The sequence below is a fragment of the Methyloversatilis sp. genome, from assembly GCF_965284615.1.
GTDB lineage: Bacteria > Pseudomonadota > Gammaproteobacteria > Burkholderiales > Rhodocyclaceae > Methyloversatilis.
On record NZ_OZ260098.1, the window covers coordinates 773,074 to 790,118 of the forward strand.

General features: G+C 67.7%; 15 protein-coding genes. 10 read left to right on the forward strand and 5 right to left on the reverse strand.

Annotated elements, in window-relative coordinates; translation table 11 throughout:
• Window positions 1–22 precede the first annotated feature (22 nt).
• Window positions 23–1,660, forward strand: a complete 1,638-nt coding sequence (locus ACQ66H_RS03825; RefSeq protein ID WP_430432868.1) for an MFS transporter — start codon at window positions 23–25, stop codon at window positions 1,658–1,660.
• An 8-nt stretch (window positions 1,661–1,668) separates the two neighbouring features.
• A complete protein-coding gene (locus tag ACQ66H_RS03830; RefSeq protein WP_430432869.1) occupies window positions 1,669–2,592 on the forward strand; it encodes a helix-turn-helix transcriptional regulator in 924 nt (307 codons plus the stop codon).
• 17 nt (window positions 2,593–2,609) lie between these two features.
• On the opposite strand, the gene ccoG is transcribed toward ACQ66H_RS03830, so the two are convergent.
• Both ccoG and ACQ66H_RS03840 read right to left on the reverse strand, forming a co-directional pair.
• Entirely contained in the window at window positions 2,610–4,001 is a 1,392-nt protein-coding gene (ccoG, locus tag ACQ66H_RS03835) for a cytochrome c oxidase accessory protein CcoG (protein ID WP_430432870.1), read from the reverse strand.
• A 117-nt stretch (window positions 4,002–4,118) separates the two neighbouring features.
• Window positions 4,119–4,442, reverse strand: coding sequence for an antibiotic biosynthesis monooxygenase family protein (locus ACQ66H_RS03840; RefSeq protein WP_430432871.1), 324 nt, complete (start codon window positions 4,440–4,442; stop codon window positions 4,119–4,121).
• Between the two features lie 146 nt (window positions 4,443–4,588).
• Between ACQ66H_RS03840 and ACQ66H_RS03845 the strand changes: the two genes are divergently transcribed.
• Window positions 4,589–4,936 (forward strand): hypothetical protein, encoded by a 348-nt coding sequence (locus tag ACQ66H_RS03845; RefSeq protein ID WP_430432872.1) that lies wholly within the window; start codon window positions 4,589–4,591, stop codon window positions 4,934–4,936.
• Window positions 4,933–5,724: a phytanoyl-CoA dioxygenase family protein gene (locus ACQ66H_RS03850; RefSeq protein WP_430432873.1), complete on the forward strand. Its 792-nt coding sequence runs from the start codon at window positions 4,933–4,935 to the stop codon at window positions 5,722–5,724. The genes ACQ66H_RS03845 and ACQ66H_RS03850 overlap by 4 nt, the downstream gene beginning before the upstream one ends.
• Here the strand turns inward: ACQ66H_RS03850 and ACQ66H_RS03855 are convergent.
• The 3 genes from ACQ66H_RS03855 to ACQ66H_RS03865 form a co-directional block, all read right to left on the reverse strand.
• Window positions 5,715–6,245 carry a hypothetical protein gene (locus ACQ66H_RS03855; protein WP_304001098.1) on the reverse strand — a complete coding sequence of 177 codons (531 nt, stop codon included), beginning with the start codon at window positions 6,243–6,245 and terminating at the stop codon, window positions 5,715–5,717. The genes ACQ66H_RS03850 and ACQ66H_RS03855 overlap by 10 nt on opposite strands.
• A gap of 189 nt (window positions 6,246–6,434) precedes the next feature.
• Complete coding sequence (locus ACQ66H_RS03860; protein WP_430432874.1) at window positions 6,435–7,847, reverse strand: PLP-dependent aminotransferase family protein; 1,413 nt, start codon at window positions 7,845–7,847, stop codon at window positions 6,435–6,437.
• A 41-nt stretch (window positions 7,848–7,888) separates the two neighbouring features.
• Complete coding sequence (locus tag ACQ66H_RS03865) at window positions 7,889–8,257, reverse strand: cupin domain-containing protein (RefSeq protein ID WP_430432875.1); 369 nt, start codon at window positions 8,255–8,257, stop codon at window positions 7,889–7,891.
• Window positions 8,258–8,726: 469 nt separating this feature from the next.
• Here ACQ66H_RS03865 and ACQ66H_RS03870 point away from each other — a divergent pair, with 469 nt between their 5' ends.
• The 6 genes from ACQ66H_RS03870 to ACQ66H_RS03895 all read left to right on the forward strand — a co-directional run bounded on the left by ACQ66H_RS03870 (window position 8,727) and on the right by ACQ66H_RS03895 (window position 17,002).
• Entirely contained in the window at window positions 8,727–9,392 is a 666-nt protein-coding gene (locus tag ACQ66H_RS03870; protein ID WP_430432876.1) for a TetR/AcrR family transcriptional regulator, read from the forward strand.
• A 91-nt stretch (window positions 9,393–9,483) separates the two neighbouring features.
• On the forward strand, window positions 9,484–11,964 hold the full coding sequence (locus tag ACQ66H_RS03875; RefSeq protein ID WP_430432877.1) for an acyl-CoA dehydrogenase: 2,481 nt from the start codon (window positions 9,484–9,486) through the stop codon (window positions 11,962–11,964).
• A 9-nt stretch (window positions 11,965–11,973) separates the two neighbouring features.
• Window positions 11,974–13,257, forward strand: coding sequence for an acetyl-CoA C-acetyltransferase (locus tag ACQ66H_RS03880; protein ID WP_430432878.1), 1,284 nt, complete (start codon window positions 11,974–11,976; stop codon window positions 13,255–13,257).
• The gene (locus ACQ66H_RS03885) at window positions 13,254–15,221 is read left to right on the forward strand and encodes a 3-hydroxyacyl-CoA dehydrogenase NAD-binding domain-containing protein (RefSeq protein ID WP_430432879.1); all 1,968 of its coding nucleotides are present in this window, start codon (window positions 13,254–13,256) and stop codon (window positions 15,219–15,221) included. The genes ACQ66H_RS03880 and ACQ66H_RS03885 overlap by 4 nt, the downstream gene beginning before the upstream one ends.
• Window positions 15,218–15,619, forward strand: coding sequence for an acyl-CoA thioesterase (locus tag ACQ66H_RS03890; protein WP_430432880.1), 402 nt, complete (start codon window positions 15,218–15,220; stop codon window positions 15,617–15,619). Before ACQ66H_RS03885 ends, ACQ66H_RS03890 begins: the two co-directional genes overlap by 4 nt.
• Before the next feature lie 72 nt (window positions 15,620–15,691).
• On the forward strand, window positions 15,692–17,002 hold the full coding sequence (locus tag ACQ66H_RS03895) for an OmpP1/FadL family transporter (RefSeq protein ID WP_430432881.1): 1,311 nt from the start codon (window positions 15,692–15,694) through the stop codon (window positions 17,000–17,002).
• Window positions 17,003–17,045 lie beyond the last annotated feature (43 nt).

A 17,045-nucleotide genomic window follows, 5' to 3' on the forward strand; every position in this document is an offset into this window, starting at 1 on the left:
CGTCGCCGGCAGGAGCGCCGCCATGCAGACACACACGACCTCACCGCCGGGCTCCGGCAGTTTCGCGCCGCTGCGCCAGCCTGTTTTCGCAGTGCTGTGGTGCGCAACGGTGCTGGGCAATATCGGCACCTTCATGCGCGATGTCGCCAGCGCGTGGATGGTGACCGAACTGTCAGCCAGCCCGGCTGCGGTGGCGATGATCCAGACCGCGGCAACACTGCCGGTCTTCCTGCTCGCGCTGCCGGCCGGCGTGCTGTCCGACACGCTGGACCGGCGCCGCCTGCTGATCGCGGTGCAGGTGCTGCTGGCATGCGTCAGCGTCACGCTGCTGGTGCTGGCGTCAACGCATACGCTGACCGTCGGCTCGCTGATCGCACTCACCTTCGTCGGTGGCATCGGCGCCGCGCTGATGGGGCCGTCATGGCAGGCCATCGTGCCGGAACTCGTGCCGCGCGCCGATCTGAAGAACGCGGTGGCGCTCAATTCGCTGGGCGTGAACATCGCGCGCGCCGTCGGCCCCGCCGCCGGCGGCCTGTTGCTGGCGAGTTTCGGCGCGGCTGCGGCGTATGGCGCCGACGTGCTGAGCTATGTGTTCGTGATTGCCGCGCTGCTGTGGTGGCGTCGGCCGGCGGCTGAGCCGGCCGCGGTGCCGGAACAGTTCTTCGGCGCTTTCCGCGCCGGCCTCCGCTATGCCCGCGCCAGCCACGAACTGCACGTGGTGCTGCTGCGCGCCGCGCTGTTCTTCATGCTTGCCAGCGCAGCCTGGGCGTTGCTGCCACTGCTGGCGCGCAACATGCTCGGCGGTAGCGCCGGCTTCTACGGCCTGCTGCTGGGCGCGGTCGGGGTGGGCGCGATCGCCGGTGCGGTGCTGCTGCCGGCGCTGCGGCGACGTCTGGGCCCGGATGCGCAGGTGCTGCTCGCCTCGCTGCTGACGGCCTCCGTCGTCGCCGCGCTGTCGCTGGTACCGCCGCAATGGCTGGCGGTACCGCTGATGCTGGTGCTGGGCGCCGGCTGGATCATCGCACTCACCACGCTGAACGGCGTGGCGCAGGCGGTACTGCCGAACTGGGTACGCGGGCGCGGGCTGGCCATCTACCTGATGGTGTTCAATGGCGCGATGGCAGCCGGAAGCCTGGGCTGGGGCCTGGTCGCGCAACAGCTGGGCGTGGCGCAGACGCTGCTGGCGGCGGCCATTGCACTGGCTGCGATCGCACTTGCGGCGCACCGCATCCGCCTGCCGATTGGCGAAGCCGACCTGCAGCCGTCCAACCACTGGCCGGAGCCGCTGCTCGCCGCGCCGGTTGCGCACGACCGGGGCCCGGTCATGATCCAGATCGAGTACCGCATACGCCGCCCGGATCTGCCGGCCTTCATGCAGGCGATGCAGGCACTGGCGCTGGACCGTCGTCGCGACGGTGCCTACGCGTGGGGCGTGGCCGAGGACACGGCGGACCCCGAGCGCGTGGTCGAGTGGTTCCTGGTCGAGTCCTGGGCCGAACACCTGCGCCAGCACCAGCGCGTATCGAAGGCGGCCGCCGACCTGCAGGGCGAGGTGCTGCGTTTCCACGTCGGACCGGAGCGGCCACGGGTGCATCACTTTCTCGCGCTCGACCCGCATGGTGCACGGGCGCCGGTGCCCGTGCCGGCACACCCGCACTGAGTCGCCGCATGAGCATGGACGGCCACGACGCCGGGTCGCCTCACCGCCAGCGCGAGCCGCGCAGCGGCGTACCGGGGCCGACCGGCCCGCACGTGTGGATGCTGCATTCGACCGACGCCGCCATCGTGCGCATGCGGCACGACGGCGGCCCGCTGGGTGTCGGTATGCCCATTCCCTGTGTCGATGCTTTCAGCGTCATCGTGCAGCGGCGTGACTTCACCGCCCACAGGTTGTGGAAACGAGGACGGCTGGTTTTCCGCGGCGGACACGCGGCCGGCACGCTGGCGATCACCCATCTGGGCGACGAATGGCGCTGCGCGCATGACGCGCCTTTCGACAACGTACGCATACAGCTGCCGGCCGTCGTGCTGGAGGACTGCGCGCGCGATGCCGGTCTGCGCAGCGCCGGCACGCTGCGGGCCTCGCCCGGTACCCGCGACCCGGTGGTCGCGGCGCTGCTGCAGTCGTTGTTGCCCGCGCTGACCGACCCGGCCTGCGCCGCGCCGCTATTTGTTCACGAAACGCTGCTGACGCTGCAGCAGCACCTGCTGCGCAGGTATGGCGGGGCCGTGGGCCGCACTGCACGCTCGGTCCGGCTTTCTGCCGCGCAGCATCGCGTCGCCTGCGAATTCCTCGCCGCCCACGCCTTCGACCGTGTGTCGGTCGCCGCCGTGGCGGAGGCCTGTGGACTGTCGCGTAGCCACTTCACGCGCGCCTTCCTCGAAACCACCGGTCGCACGCCGCACCGGTGGATGCTTGCCCACCGCCTGCAGCAGGCGCGCTCGCTGCTGCGCGGCCCGCTCACGCTGGCGCAGATCGCCAGCGCCTGCGGTTTCGCCGACCAGAGCCATCTCACCCGCACCTTCCGTAACGCCTACGGCCTCACGCCCGGCGCATGGCGCCGCGCGGCGGGTGTCGCAGATCCGGCGTGATCGTCTGACGCGGACGCCTACGGGAAAAGGAAGCGACTGCCTTCGCTCGCGTGCTCGTTGGGCCGCTCTCGTGGGGCGACTACGATGTCCAGCGGTTGCGCGCCGCGCAGCGTGCCGTCGTCGGGCGCGGACACGGTCAGTCTCAGGCTGGCCACGCTGTTCGGGGCGACGCGCAGGCGGTCGTTGCCGACGATGGTCGCAGCCGGCACGCCATTGATGTGTGCGACGTACTCGACCTCGTCGCGCGTCAGGTTGGCCACCTTCAGCAGGTAGGCGTTCTCGATGCGGCCGTCGGCCGTTTCGCGCATCAGCACGCCACGGTCACGCAGCACGTCGAGTCGCACTTCGGGCCGGGTCGCCATCTGCCACACACCAAGCGCGGCGAACAAGGAGAGCAGCGCGGCGTAGAGCTTCACGCGTGGCTGTACCGTCGTCGCGCCGCGCCCGGACAGTGCGTTCTCCGAGTCGAAGCGGATCAGCCCGCGCGCACGGCCGACCTTGTCCATCACTGTGTCGCAGGCATCGACGCACAGGCCGCAGTTGATGCAGGCGTACTGCACGCCATTGCGGATGTCGATGCCGGTCGGGCACACCTGCACGCAGATCGTGCAGTCCACGCAGTCGCCGGCGCCCCGGCTGCGCGCCGACGCGCGCGGCTCGCCGCGCAGTCTGTCGTAGCCGACCTGGCGCGTGTGCGCGTCGGTCATCACGCCCTGGAAGCGCGAGTACGGGCACATGTGCTGGCACACCGATTCGCGCGCGAAGCCGGCCTGCAGATAGGTGAAGGCGGCGTAGAACAGCAGCCAGAAGCCTTCCCACATGCCGACGTCCCAGTCGGTGAGGCGCGGCAGCAGATCGCGGATCGGCGTGAAGTAGCCGACGAAGGTGATCGCGGTCCACGCCGCCAGCGCGAGCCACAGCGCGTGCTTGGCACCCTTGATCGCCGCCTTGCGCGGGCCCCAGGCTGCTGCGTCCAGCGCCCGGCGTGCGGCCGGCTTGCCTTCGAGCCGCGCCTCGATCCACGTGAACATCATGGTGTACACCGTCTGCGGACAGGCGAAGCCGCAGAACAGCCGTCCGGCCAGCGCGGTCACGAAGAACAGCGCCAGCGCCGCGAGGATGAGCACGAAGGCGAACAGCAGCGCGTCCTGCGGCCACAGCACCCAATCGAACAGATAGAGCCGCTCGTGCGGAATGTCCATCCACAGCGCCGGCCGCACCGTATCGCCGTCGTGCCAGGTGAGCCATACACCGCCGTAGAACACGAGCTGGGTGAGCCACACCATGGCCCAGCGCCAGCTGTTGAAACGGCCGGATACCGCACGCGCATGCACGGTGCCCGGGCGCGGATGGAAAGTGAGCGGCACGGCGCGGACCGCGCCTCCCGCCAGCGGCGTATCGGTGTTCATCAGCAGGCTCCGGAAAGGGATGCCGGCAGTACACCCGCCACGGGCGAATAGGAACAGATTCAGCGCCGTTGAATAATTACAGGTACAGATGGAATCCGTCGTGCCCTGCGCTGCGGATCAGGTGATCGAAGCCAGCGGATGCGGGATCCCCTTGTCGCCGTAGGTACGCACAACCTGCGCGATCACCACCTGGTAGCCCTTGAGCCAGCGTGCCTGCAGCTGCTTGGCCCGGATGTGCTCCGGGTGAGTCATCAGTGCCTGCAGCGCGTCCATCGAATCCCAGTAATAGACATTCGAAATGAGCCCGGTTTCGGCGTTCTCCCAGGCTTCCTCTCCGAGGTAGCCGGGAATGGCACGGGCGATCTCGGCGATGACGGCGTCCAGCGCGTGGAAGTCGTCGTCGTACTGGCCTTTGGCGAAGGTGAAGGTGGAGGTGTACATGAGGGATGGCCCGTCGGAGAAACGTTCTGGAAAGATGACTCGGGGTCAGTGCATGAATAGGTCGGCAGCGGCCTGAACGAGAGGCAAGAGGTCTTCGGGGGCATCAACGCTGCGGCCGCGCGTCCCGCAGCACTTCCGTCGGAGCGATGGACGACCTGTTGATGCGGTGCCGGCGATCAGGGCGCGCATTGACCGCCGCGATCAGCATGCCTGCACGCCACGGTGAAATAGCCAGCGCGTATACCATGACCTCGCGATATCGGGGAGCAGCCAAGTTTGGCCCACTTCAGAAGCGCTTCGGCGCCGGGCCTGTGCATCGTGTCCAGCACGCACCGTCGTCCGTGCTACTCCGCATCCAGCTGATCGAGAAGATGTCCTTGCAAGCGTTCAGGATCAGAGGTTCGGCCGATGTCAGTCCCGCTGCGTCGGTTCATACTGCTGCCAGCCGCATTCATGTGTCGGCGATCGATTCCCTGCTCGGCGGCATCAGATGACCGCGAATTTTCTGCTCGAATACGTACGAATCCAGCGCAGCTATGCACGTCTGGCGCGAAAAGGCTTGTCTAACCGGCAGGCGCGCGAGGTCGTCGAACAGGGTTTCAGTGTCGTTGACGATTGGTACGACAGCGGGACGGTGACGGCAATGCGTGCGGCCGTACCCGATGTCGCTGCGCTCACGGTTGAACCGCAATCGCCGTCGGTGCGCTCACTGCACGACGCGTCGTCGATGGCCGCTTTTGCGCCGTTCTTCGAGGACTCGCGCATTCGCGACGTAGTCGAGACCATCATGGGGGCGCGCGCCGAACGGGTGCGCGACTGGGCCCAGGTCAGGCTGGCGGACGGACCGCGCGGCGCGTTCGACGAGTTCTTTCACATCGACAGTTTCAAGCACCGCATCAAGGCCTTCCTCTATCTGACCGATGTCGGTCACGACGACGGGACGCTGGTGGTGGTTCCGAACTCCACCACGGGATTCTGGCGCGTTCCGCTTGCGCGCGAGCTTTACAGCGTGGAAAGGCGCAGCGCTGCAAGCTGGGACACCGAAGCGGCGTCGTATGACGCCATATCGGGCCGCATCGAGAACCACTTTGCCGGCTGTCTGACGCATTATCGCGCCGAACTGCTGATGCGCCGGCGCAAGCTCTCACCGGTTCCGCTGCGCGGCAAGGCCGGCACGCTGGTCATCTGGGACAGCCGCTGCCTGCACAAGCACATCCCTTCGGCGACGGGTCGCCGGGTCATGCTCGAAGCCGTGTTTGCGTGTGCCGGGGCTTATGGCTGAGCCGGTGGGGCCGCGTTCCGGGCCTCGATTCGCTGCTTGATCCGTTGCACTTCCTCGTAGAACTCGCCCACCACGCCCTTGCCGCAGTAGCCCCGTTCGCGCATCAGGGCGTCCACCATCGCGCTGTCGAAACGCAGCATCGAGCCGAGGTGGGCCTCCATGTCCTCCTCATAGACATCCTGCGGATAGAGCCCGTCCTTGGCCGCCAGATAGCAGTTGAACAGGATGTCGATGATGAGCACCAGCCAGACGCGCTGCTGCTGGCTCTTCAGCGTGTACGCACCGCCCGGGCTGTACATCGCGGCATCCAGTTCGGAAATCGCCGGCACCTGGATGCTCAGTTCCTTCTTGCGCATCCATTGTTCGTAAATGGTCTGCAGGCTCTGGTTCTTTTCGGTGGTCCTGGTCAATCGGCTCACGCTGACGGCGATCCAGATGCCGACGGCGGCGTTGGCCAGGCCGACCAGGACGGCGGCCCAGTCCGCCGCCGATCCGGGGGCGGACAATATCTTTTCGATCATACGAAACTCCATTCCAACGCTGTCAGACACACCCTCTGACACAAGGAGAACGCCCACGCTTGAAGGCACAGGCGGCCTGAAGCGCGCTTTTATTCACCCAGCGCGGCGCTCTTTCATCCTGCTGACAAGTCGCGTGCCTGCAGCGCCGGTGAAAGCGCTGCACTGTCGGCAGGCTGTCGTGCCCGTGCTTCAGAGCATGGAGGCGATCAAGCGTCCCAGGGTCGCGATCGCCTTGCGCTGCGCCGGACCCTCAGGATGCCCGAAGTTCAGCCGCACGAAATTCCTGAATTCGCGTTGCGCAGAAAAGAGCGGCCCCGGTGCGATGCTGATCCCGCTTGCCAGCGCTTCGCGGTGCAACGCCAGCGTGTCACAGCCCTCCGGCAGTTCCAGCCACAGGAAATAGCCGCCCTCGGGCTCGGCCATGCGGGTACCGGCCGGGAAATGGGCTTCGACGTCGGCGACCAGCGTGGCCTGCTGGGCACGCAGGGTGGTGCGCAGCGTGCGCAGATGGCGGTCGTAGCCACCCTGTTTGAGGTAGTCGGCCAGCGCGTGCTGCAGCGCGACCGGGGTGGCGAGGCTGAATGACAGCTTCTGCCGGCGGATCGCGTCGGCGTAGCGGCCGGCGGCGACCCAGCCGACGCGGAAGCCGGGGGCCAGGCATTTCGAGAACGAAGAGACGTGCATGACGCGGCGGTCGCGGTCGATCGCCTTGCTGCACAAGGGCGCCTGTTCGCCGTGGTGCAGTTCGGCGTAGACGTCGTCCTCGATCAAGGGCACGTCGTGGCGGTCGAGCAGGGCCATCAGCTGGCGGCGACCGTCGTCGGGCACGCAGGCGCCGGTCGGGTTGGCGTAGTTCAGCATGAACAGACAGGCGCGCACCGGGTGCTTCTTAAGGAGCTGTTCGAGTGCGGCGAGGTTCACGCCTTCGCGCGGGTGGCTGGGTACTTCGACCACTTTGAGCCCGAGCCGCTCGGCGGCCTGCAGGCCCGCATAGAAGGTGGGAGATTCGACCGCGATCAGGTCGCCCGGCCGGGTCACCGCCTGCAGGCAGAGGTTCAGCCCCTCCATCGCGCCATTGGTGATGATGATGTCGTCCGGCGACACGTCGGCGCCGACGCCGAGGTAGCGCAGCGCGATCTGCCGGCGCAGTTCGGGGTGGCCCGGCGGCAGGTCGGTCAGCGTGTCCAGTGGCTTGATGCGGCGCGCCGCGGCGGCGAGGCAGCGGCCGAGGCGGTCGAGCGGGAACAGTTCGGGCGCCGGGAAGCTGGAACCCAGCGGCACGACCGCCGGGTCGCGCACGCTGTCGAGGATTTCGAAGATGAAGTCGCTCACCTGCAACGCAGTCGAGCGTTGCCCCGGCCGCGACATGGCCGGTTCAGGGAGGCGTTGACCGAGGCGGGCGCGCACGAAGTAACCGGAGCGCGGGCGCGCCTCGATCAGGCCGCGGCTTTCGAGCAGTGCGTAGGCCTGGGTGACGGTGATCGGGCTGAGGTCGTGCGTGCGGCAGGCCTGGCGCACCGAGGGCAGGCGGTCGCCCGGCCGCAGCACGCCGTCGGCGATCAGCTGCGCGGTGCGGTCGGCGAGGTGCTGGTAAAGCGTCATGCGCCGATGCTATCAGGCGCGCGCCGGCTGCCCGTCGTGTCTCAGTCGGTCAGCTTGCCGAAGCCGAGCAGCCGGGTGCCGCCGCCCGCGGGGTTGGGGCCGTAGATGCCGAGGATGCGCGCGTACTCGGGCGCGTAGTAGCGGCCGACCGAACCGCCGCGCACGCAGACGGTGTCGCCGGCGGTCGCTTCGACCGTCACCCCAGCCGATTCGACGAACAGCCGGCCTTCGAGCACGTAGGCGTATTCGTCGTGCGCGTGCTCGTCGGTCCACGTTTCGCCGCGCAGTTCCCACTCCATCAGCACCGGCGCGGTCCAGCCCTGCGGGTCGGGGCGGGTGATCCAGTGCACGCCCGGTCCGCCGTCGGCGACCAGTGGCTGTTTCGGATACTTCACCGGTGCGTCCGGCATCAGAGACCTCCTGTTCATGTCGCTGCGCGTCCGTGCGGCGCCGGCCTCGTGCCGGTCAGCGGATGCGCGATGTGGAGGGCGGATAATCCTGAAAACCTCAGTTGACCGCTTGCCGTGAGGTTGAAAGCCCTGCCCATTAAGGACGTTGCTCGGTTTGCATCGCTCACCCTCCGGGTGAGACCGCTTCGACGTCGCGTGCACGGCCGGCGGTGCGCCCGGCCGCGTTGCTCGTCCTTGCAGGGAGCCATCCTGCCGCGTCCTCGCGCCTTGCCGTGCACCCCGCCAACCGCACCCACGACGCCGATCAACTGAGGTTTTCAGGATTATTCGAGCGGGGGCGGGGCAGGGCAATGCCCCGAAAGAGGTAGCTGCGCGCGTTCTGCCTCAATGCGGCGGTGCAAGATTGACAGACGACATTCAAGGGTCTAGATTCAAACGAACGTTTGAACATGAGGCCGTGCTTCACGACATGGACGCCCGCCGCAACCGACCTTCCGTGATCGAAACGCGCACCCGCATCCTCGATGCGGCGCAGTCGCTGTTTGCAGCGCACGGTTTCGAGGCGACCTCGATGAGGATGATCACGACCACGGCCAGCGTCAATCTGGCGGCGGTCAATTATCACTTCGGCTCGAAGGACGTGCTGGTGCAGGAAGTGCTGCTGCGCGGGCTACGACCCCTGAACGCGCTGCGCATGCAGGCGCTCGACGACGCGGAAGCCGCCGCCGGTGGGGCGCCGGTGAAGGCGAGGGTGATCGTCGAATGCTTCTTCAGCGGTTCGCTGGCGCTGGCGGCGCAGAGCGAACGGGGACGCGAATTCATGCGCCTGCTGGGCCGCACCTTCACCGAGCCGTCGGCGGTGGTGCGCGAGTGCCTGGCGACCGAGTACGCGCCGGTGATCGGCCGCTATCGCGACGCCCTGAGCCGGGCGCTGCCGGCGGTGCCGGTCGAGGACATCGTGTGGCGCCTGCATTTCATGTTCGGCGCCATGTCCTACGCGGTATCCGGCATCGACACGCTGCAGGTGATGACCGGCGTGCAGATCGACGAGCCGGACGCGATGGCGCGCATGGTGCCGCGATTGATGAGTTTCCTGCTCGGCGGCCTGCGTGCGCCGTTGCCGGAATCGAACTGATGGGGCGAAAGCCCGGACGATTGCAACTAGACTGCGGACATAAGCGCCGTGCGCGCGTATCGCAGCAGCATGACCGGACGAGGAGATACACATGACCTGGACGCTTCTTCTGCTGTTGCCGCTGGGCTTGATCGCGCTGGCCTACATGCGGGTGCCACTGCTGCTGATCACCGCGTCGCTCGCCGCCTGGCTGGTCGCTGCGGCGCTGCATTTCGACTGGTCGGTCGCCGCCTGCGTCACCGCCGGCGTGCTGTTCGGCGTGCCCGCACTGCTGCTGAATCTGGTGCCGCTGCGCCGCGCACTGATCTCGCGGCCGCTGCTGGCGGTGTACCGCAACATCCTGCCGCCGATGTCGGATACCGAACGCATCGCGCTCGAAGCGGGCACCGTCTGGTGGGAAGGCGAACTGTTCCGCGGGCATCCCGACTGGCAAAAGTTACACGCCTACCCGGAACCGAAACTGAGTGCCGAAGAACAGTCCTTCCTCGACAACGAGGTTGACGAGCTGTGCCGCCTGTCAGACGACTGGCGCATCTCGCACGAGCTGAAAGACCTGCCGCCCGAGACCTGGCAGTACATCAAGGACAAGGGCTTCCTCGGCCTCATCATTCCGAAGAAATACGGCGGCAAGGAATTCTCCGCCTGGGCGCATTCGCAGATCGTCACCAAGCTGTTGACGCGCTGCTCGGCGTCCGCGGTGACGGTGATGGTGCCGAATTCACTCGGCCCGGCCGAACTGCTGCTGCACTACGGTACCGACGCGCAGAAGGACCACTACCTGCCGCGTCTCGCCAAGGGGCTGGAGATTCCGTGCTTTGCGCTGACCAGCCCGCAGGCCGGTTCCGACGCGGCGTCGATTCCCGACTACGGCATCGTCTGCCGCGGCATGCATGAGGGCCGCGAGGTGCTGGGCATGCGCGTGACCTGGGACAAGCGCTACATCACGCTGGGCCCGGTCGCCACGCTGCTCGGCCTGGCTTTCCGCCTGTACGACCCCGACCACCTGCTCGGCGACACCGAAGACATCGGCATCACCTGCGCGCTGATTCCGACCGACCACCCGGGCGTGCAGATCGGTCGCCGCCACTTCCCGCTCAACGCGGTATTCCAGAACGGTCCGAACTGGGGGCGCGACGTGTTCATGCCTCTGGAGTGGATCATCGGCGGCCCGGCGATGGCCGGCCAGGGCTGGCGCATGCTGATGGAGTGCCTGGCTGCCGGCCGCTCGATCTCGCTGCCCGCCTCCAACACCGGCATGGCCAAGCTCACCGCGCGCGCGGTCGGTGGCTATGCGCGCGTGCGCAGCCAGTTCAAGACGGCGATCGGCCGCTTCGAAGGCATACAGGAACCGTTGGCGCGCATCGGCGGCCACCTCTACATGATGGACGCCGCCCGCCGAATGACCGCGTCCGCCATCGACCTCGGCGAGAAGCCGTCGGTGGTGTCGGCCATCGTCAAGTACCACATCACCGAACGCGCCCGCATCGTCGTCAATGACGGCATGGACATCCTCGGTGGCAAGGGCATCTGCCTTGGCCCGTCGAACTTCCTCGGTCGCGCCTACCAGCAGATTCCGATCGGCATCACGGTCGAAGGCGCGAACATCCTGACGCGCAGCCTCATCATCTTCGGCCAGGGCGCCATCCGCTGCCATCCCTACGTGCTGCGCGAAATGCGCGCCGCGCTGGCCGACGACACGCCGGAAGCACTCAAGGAATTCGACGACGCGCTGTTCGCCCACATCGGCTATACGGTGAGCAATGCGGTGCGCACGCTGATCACCGGTCTGACCGGTTCGCACTGGGTCGGCGTGCCGGGCAATGTGGCGCCGGAAACACGTCGCTACTACCAGCAGCTCACCCGCTTCTCGACCGCCTTCGCTTTTATCGCCGACGCGGCCATGCTGACGATGGGTGGCGACCTGAAGCGCAAGGAGAAGCTGTCGGCGCGGCTGGGCGACATCCTGTCGCTGATGTATCTGTGCTCGGCCACGCTGAAGCGCTACGAGGCCGAAGGCCGCCAGGCCGCCGACGCGCCGCTGATGCACTGGGCGATCTGGGACGCCCTGTTCCATGCGCAGACCGCGTTCGAAGGCGTCATTTCGAATTTCCCGAACCGCCTGATCGGCATGCTGCTGCGCCGCCTCATCTTCCCGCTCGGCCGGCCCTACGTGGTGCCGTCGGACCGCCTCGGCGGCGAGGTGGCGAAGCTGCTGATCGAGCCGTCGGCGACGCGCGACCGACTGACCGCCGACATGTACGTGCCGCAGGACGAACACGACGCGGTCGGTGCCATCGAGCATGCGCTGAAGGCGACGGTGGCGGCCGAGGCGATCGAAGCCAAGGTGCGCGCGGCGCAGAAGCGCGGCGATCTGAAGGCGCGCGGGCCGGGCATGATGCGCGCCGCCTTCGAAGCCGGCGTCATCGACGCGCAGGAATTCGCGCTGGTCACGCGCCGCGACGAACTGCGCGACCGCGTGGTCAAGGTGGACGATTTCGCGCAGGACTTCGGCGCCGACGCCGTGCCCGCGACCCCGGCCGAAGCGCGCAACGTCACCGCGCTCGCCGCCTGAGGACTGGCCATGTCGTTTCCTGACGTATTCGTCGTCGATGGGGCGCGCACCCCGTTCCTGAAGTCGCGCAACGCACCCGGTCCGTTCGCGGCCGCCGACCTCGCGGTGGCGGCCGGCAACGCGCTACTGGCGCGCCAGCTCTTCCGGCCGGATCAGCTCGACGAAGTCATTCTCGGTTGCGCCGCGCCGTCTGCCGACGAAGCGAACATCGGCCGCATCGCCGCGCTGCGCATGGGCTGCGGCGACCGCGTGCCGGGCTGGACGGTGATGCGCAATTGCGCCAGCGGCATGCAGGCGCTCGATTCCGGCCTCGCCAACATCCAGCGCGGTCGCGCCGACCTGGTGCTGGCCGGCGGTGTCGATGCGCTGTCGCGCGCCCATCTCTTGTTCTCCGACGCGATGGTGCGCTGGCTGTCGCAGTGGTACGCGGCGAAGACCTTGGGTCAGCGCGCGTCGCTGATCACGAAGTTCAGGCCGGCGATGCTGGCGCCGGTAATCGGCCTGATCAAGGGGCTGACCGATCCGGTGATCGGCCTGAACATGGGCCAGACCGCCGAGAACCTTGCAGCGCGGTTCGGCATCAGCCGCACGCAGATGGACTTCTACGCCATGCGCTCGCACCAGCGCACAGCCCGCGCGCTCGACGAAGGCTGCTTCGGCGAAATCGTGCCGCTGACCGACCGCGACGGAAAGCTCTACGCCGAAGACGACGGCATGCGCCGCGACTCGTCGGTCGAGCGGCTGGCAAAGCTGCGCCCGGTGTTCGACCGCAAGCACGGCCACATCACCGCCGGCAACAGTTCGCAGGTGACCGACGGCGCGAGCTGGCTGCTGCTCGCGTCGCAGAAGGCCGTCGATCAGTACGGCCTGAAGCCGCTCGGCCGCATCCTCGACGTGCAGTGGGCGGCGCTCGATCCGGCGCAGATGGGGCTGGGCCCGGTGCATGCGGCGACGCCCATCCTGCAGCGCCACGGCCTGGCGCTGAATGACCTCGACGCCTGGGAGATCAACGAAGCCTTCGCCGCCCAGGTCATCGCCTGCATCGAGGCGTGGAAGAGCGACAGCTATTGCCGCGAACAGCTCGGGCTGTCACACGCGCTCGGTACGCTGGACGAACGACGTCTCAACGTCGATGGCGGGGCGATCGCGATCGGTCACCCGGTCGGTGCCAGCGGTGCCCGCATCGTGCTGCACCTGCTGCACGTGCTGAAGCGCCGCGGCGGTGGCCGCGGCATGGCCTCGATCTGCATCGGCGGCGGACAGGGTGGTGCGATGCTGGTGGAAACCGCATGAGCGTGCATGCAAGCGATCTGAAGCACTGGCGCATCGAGCGCGACGAAGACAACCTCGTCTGGCTGGTGTTCGACCGCGCCGGCGAGAACGTGAACACGCTGTCCGGCGAGGCGATGCGCGAACTGGGCCTGGTGCTCGACGCCTTCGACGCCGCGCCACCGCGCGCGCTGGTCATCCTGTCCGGTAAGACGAGCGGCTTCATCGCCGGTGCCGACATCGGCGAATTCGGTGCGGTGACGGACGAAGCCGGCGCGCGCGACATCGTCGGCCGCGGCTGGAACCTGTTCAACCGGCTGGCCGCCGTGCGTTACCCGACCTGCGCACTGGTGCGCGGCTTCTGTGTCGGCGGCGGCACCGAACTGTCGCTGGCCTGTCGCCACATCGTCGCGGTGGACGAACCGGGCACCCGCTTCGCGCTGCCCGAAGTGCTGCTCGGCATCGTGCCCGGCTGGGGCGGCATGCTGCGGCTGCCGCAGCGCATCGGCGCGCCGGCCGCGTTGGACATGATGCTCACCGGCCGCGCACTCGACGCGAAGCGGGCGAAGGCGGCCGGCCTGGTCGACGAGATCGCGCCGGCGCGGCTGATGCGCGAGCACGCCCGCGCCCGTGTGCTGGCAGATCCGCCGCGCCGCCCGCTGCCGCTGTTGCAGCGCCTGCTACTCGGTCCGCTGCGTGGCATGGTGGCGAAGAAGGCGCTCGCAGGGGTGGCGAAGAAGGCGCGCCGTGAGCATTACCCGGCGCCCTACGCCATCGTAGAAATGTGGCGCGACTTCGGCGGCAATGCGCTGGCGGTGCCGGCCGATCACCCGGCGTCGATGGCGGCACTGGTGGCCCACCCGACCACGCCCAACCTGCAGCGCGTCTATCACCTGCGCGAGCGGCTGCGCGGCTTCGCCAAGACCGATGCGACAACGCTGCCGCCGGTGCGTCGCGTGCACGTCATTGGCGCCGGCGTCATGGGTGGTGACATCGCCGCCTGGTGCGCACTGTGCGGTTTCCATGTGACGCTGCAGGACAATGGGCTGGCGCGCATCGCGCCGGCGATGCAGCGGGCGGCGAAGGCCTTCGCCCGCAAGTTCCGTCGCGACCGCACTGCGCTGCGCGCCGCGCTCGACCGGCTGATTCCGGACCCGACCGGCGCCGGCGTCGCCGGTGCCGACCTGATCATCGAAGCCATCTACGAGGATCTCGGCGCCAAGCAGGCGCTGCTCGCAGACGTCGAGCGGCGCGCGAAGCACGACGCCTTGCTCGCCACCAATACCTCCAGCCTGCGCATCGAAGATATCGCGCACGCGCTGCACGTGCCCGGCCGGCTGGTCGGCATCCATTTCTTCAATCCCGTGGCGAAGATGCCGCTGGTCGAAGTGGTGCGCGGCGCCGACAGTTTCGAGCTCGCAGTGCAGCGCGCCGCGGCCTTCGTCGGCGCGCTCGACAAGCTGCCGCTGCCGGTGGCCAGCGCGCCAGGCTTTCTGGTCAATGCGGTGCTCGGACCCTACATGCTCGAAGCGATGAGGTGCGTCGACGAAGGGATGTCGCCTGAGGTGGTTGATCGCGCGGCGTTCGATTTCGGCATGGCGATGGGTCCGATCGAACTGGCCGATACCGTGGGCCTGGACATCGCGATGGCCGCCGGCGCCCGGCTGACCGGCGGCGCAACGGCGCCGACCTGCCTGCAGCAGCGGGTGGATGCCGGGCACCTCGGTTGCAAGAGCGGGCAGGGCTTCTACGTCTGGAAGGATGGCCGACCGGAGCGCACCAGCGCAGCCACCGTACCGGCGGGACTGGCGGCGCGGCTGATCGAGCCGCTGATCCGGGTCACACGCCGCTGCGTCGAGCAGGGCGTGGTGGCCGATGCCGACCTGGCGGACGCCGGCCTCATCTTCGGCGCCGGCTTCGCCCCGTATACCGGCGGACCGCTGCACTATCATGCGGTTTCCGCAATGCAACATCAGAGTCATCCATGAGCCAGAACATCGAACACCTTCCAGAAGAACAACCGGCGCTGCGCATGCTGCCCATGCCGCGCGACATCAATGCCGCCGGCGACATCTTCGGCGGCTGGGTCATGTCGCAGGTTGACGTCGCCGGATCGATCGCGGCGATGCGCCGCACGCGTTGCCGCGTGGTGACGGTGGCGGTCAATTCATTCGTTTTCCTGCAGCCGATCACGACGCAGTACCTCGTGTCCTTCTACTCGCGCGTCGCGCGCGTCGGCACCACGTCGATCACGGTCGATGTCAACGTCTACGCAGAAACCGGCTATGACAGTGTGAAGATCCTGAAGGTCGCCTCGGCGCAGCTCACCTATGTCGCGGTGAACGAGGACGGCAGCAAGCGACTGATCGCGCCCGAACAGTCCTGACAGTATTCGGTGTGCCCTGTGCAGGGACACGCCGTGATCGCAGCACCATTTACGACGCACAGAGGAGGAGTCATGACGCAGACGAAACAGCGCCGCAGCCACGGTGCCACGATGAAGGTTCTGGCCCTGGCGATCGGCGCCTTCGGCTCGACCGCCAGCCACGCCGCCGCCTTCCAGCTGCTCGAAGGCAACGCGAGCGGCCTCGGTAACGCCTATGCCGGCAGCGCGGCGGTCGCCGAGGACGCCAGCACGGTGTTCTTCAACCCGGCCGGCATGACGCTGCTGCCCGGGCGCAATGTGGCCTTCTCGGTCAACCTGGTACGGCCTTCGGCCAAGTTCGACAACCAGGGATCCACGGTGCCTCCGGGCCAGGGTATCGGCGGTAACGGCGGCGACGCCGGTGACTGGGCGGCCATTCCTGCTGGCTATATGAGCTGGCAGCTGACTGACCGTCTGTTCGCAGGTCTTGGCGTTGGCGCGCCGTTCGGCCTGAAGACGGAATACGGTGCTGACTGGGTCGGGCGTTTCCATGCCGTGAAGTCCGAAATCAAGACCGTCAACATCAATCCGTCGATCGCCTTCAAGGTGAACGACGTGCTGTCCATCGGCGTCGGCGTGAATTTCCAGCGCATCGATGCCGACCTGACCAATCTCGTGACCAATCCAGGCCTGGCCGGATCGCTCGCCAGCGGCCGGATCAAGGGTGATGACACCGCCTGGGGCTGGAACGCGGGTCTGATGTGGCAGGTGTCGGATACCACCCGCCTCGGCGCAGCCTACCGTTCGAAGATGGACTACAAGCTCGAGGGCACGGCCCGCTTCACCGGCCTGAATGCGACCGGCAACATCGTGGCGACGGCCTTGAACGCAGGGCGTGGCGGCGATGTGACCGCCGATGTCGAGTTGCCGGATACGGCGACGTTCAGCGTCGCACAGAAGATATCCGATCGCTGGACGATGCTCGGTGACATCAGCTGGACCGGCTGGTCAACGCTCCAGGATCTGACGGTGAACCGGGTCGATGGCGTCAACGTGACGACCGAAGAACTGCGCTGGCGCGACACCTGGCGCGTCGCTTTCGGCGGCACCTATGCCTACACCGACGCGCTGAGTCTGAAATTCGGCCTGGCCTGGGACCAGACGCCGGTGCGCGATACCACGCGTCTGCCGCGCGTGCCGGACGAGGACCGCGTGTGGCTGTCGCTGGGCCTGCAGTGGCGCCCGAATGCGACCTCGGCGGTTGACGTCGGCTACGCCCATCTGTTCGTTAAGGACGCGAAGGTGAACAACGACGGTGGCAGCGCGCTGCTTAAGGGCGCGCTGGTCGGCGAGTACGAGAACTCGGTCGACATCCTCGGCGTGCAGTACTCGACCCGCTTCTGATCCCGTCCTTCCTGTCGTACCCGGTCCGGTCGCTGCGCGCGGC

Excerpts from the sequence above, each read along its gene's own strand:
- ACQ66H_RS03890 (WP_430432880.1), top strand. The coding sequence starts at position 15,218 with ATGAGCCAGAACATCGAACACCTTCCAGAAGAACAACCGGCGCTGCGC.
- ACQ66H_RS03865 (WP_430432875.1), bottom strand. The coding sequence starts at position 8,257 with ATGCCGGACGCACCGGTGAAGTATCCGAAACAGCCACTGGTCGCCGAC.
- ccoG (WP_430432870.1), bottom strand. The coding sequence starts at position 4,001 with ATGAACACCGATACGCCGCTGGCGGGAGGCGCGGTCCGCGCCGTGCCG.
- ACQ66H_RS03855 (WP_304001098.1), bottom strand. The coding sequence starts at position 6,245 with ATGATCGAAAAGATATTGTCCGCCCCCGGATCGGCGGCGGACTGGGCC.
- ACQ66H_RS03875 (WP_430432877.1), top strand. The coding sequence starts at position 9,484 with ATGACCTGGACGCTTCTTCTGCTGTTGCCGCTGGGCTTGATCGCGCTG.
- ACQ66H_RS03825 (WP_430432868.1), top strand. The coding sequence starts at position 23 with ATGCAGACACACACGACCTCACCGCCGGGCTCCGGCAGTTTCGCGCCG.
- ACQ66H_RS03870 (WP_430432876.1), top strand. The coding sequence starts at position 8,727 with ATGGACGCCCGCCGCAACCGACCTTCCGTGATCGAAACGCGCACCCGC.
- ACQ66H_RS03885 (WP_430432879.1), top strand. The coding sequence starts at position 13,254 with ATGAGCGTGCATGCAAGCGATCTGAAGCACTGGCGCATCGAGCGCGAC.
- ACQ66H_RS03850 (WP_430432873.1), top strand. The coding sequence starts at position 4,933 with ATGACCGCGAATTTTCTGCTCGAATACGTACGAATCCAGCGCAGCTAT.
- ACQ66H_RS03895 (WP_430432881.1), top strand. The coding sequence starts at position 15,692 with ATGACGCAGACGAAACAGCGCCGCAGCCACGGTGCCACGATGAAGGTT.
- ACQ66H_RS03860 (WP_430432874.1), bottom strand. The coding sequence starts at position 7,847 with ATGACGCTTTACCAGCACCTCGCCGACCGCACCGCGCAGCTGATCGCC.
- ACQ66H_RS03845 (WP_430432872.1), top strand. The coding sequence starts at position 4,589 with ATGGACGACCTGTTGATGCGGTGCCGGCGATCAGGGCGCGCATTGACC.
- ACQ66H_RS03830 (WP_430432869.1), top strand. The coding sequence starts at position 1,669 with ATGAGCATGGACGGCCACGACGCCGGGTCGCCTCACCGCCAGCGCGAG.
- ACQ66H_RS03880 (WP_430432878.1), top strand. The coding sequence starts at position 11,974 with ATGTCGTTTCCTGACGTATTCGTCGTCGATGGGGCGCGCACCCCGTTC.
- ACQ66H_RS03840 (WP_430432871.1), bottom strand. The coding sequence starts at position 4,442 with ATGTACACCTCCACCTTCACCTTCGCCAAAGGCCAGTACGACGACGAC.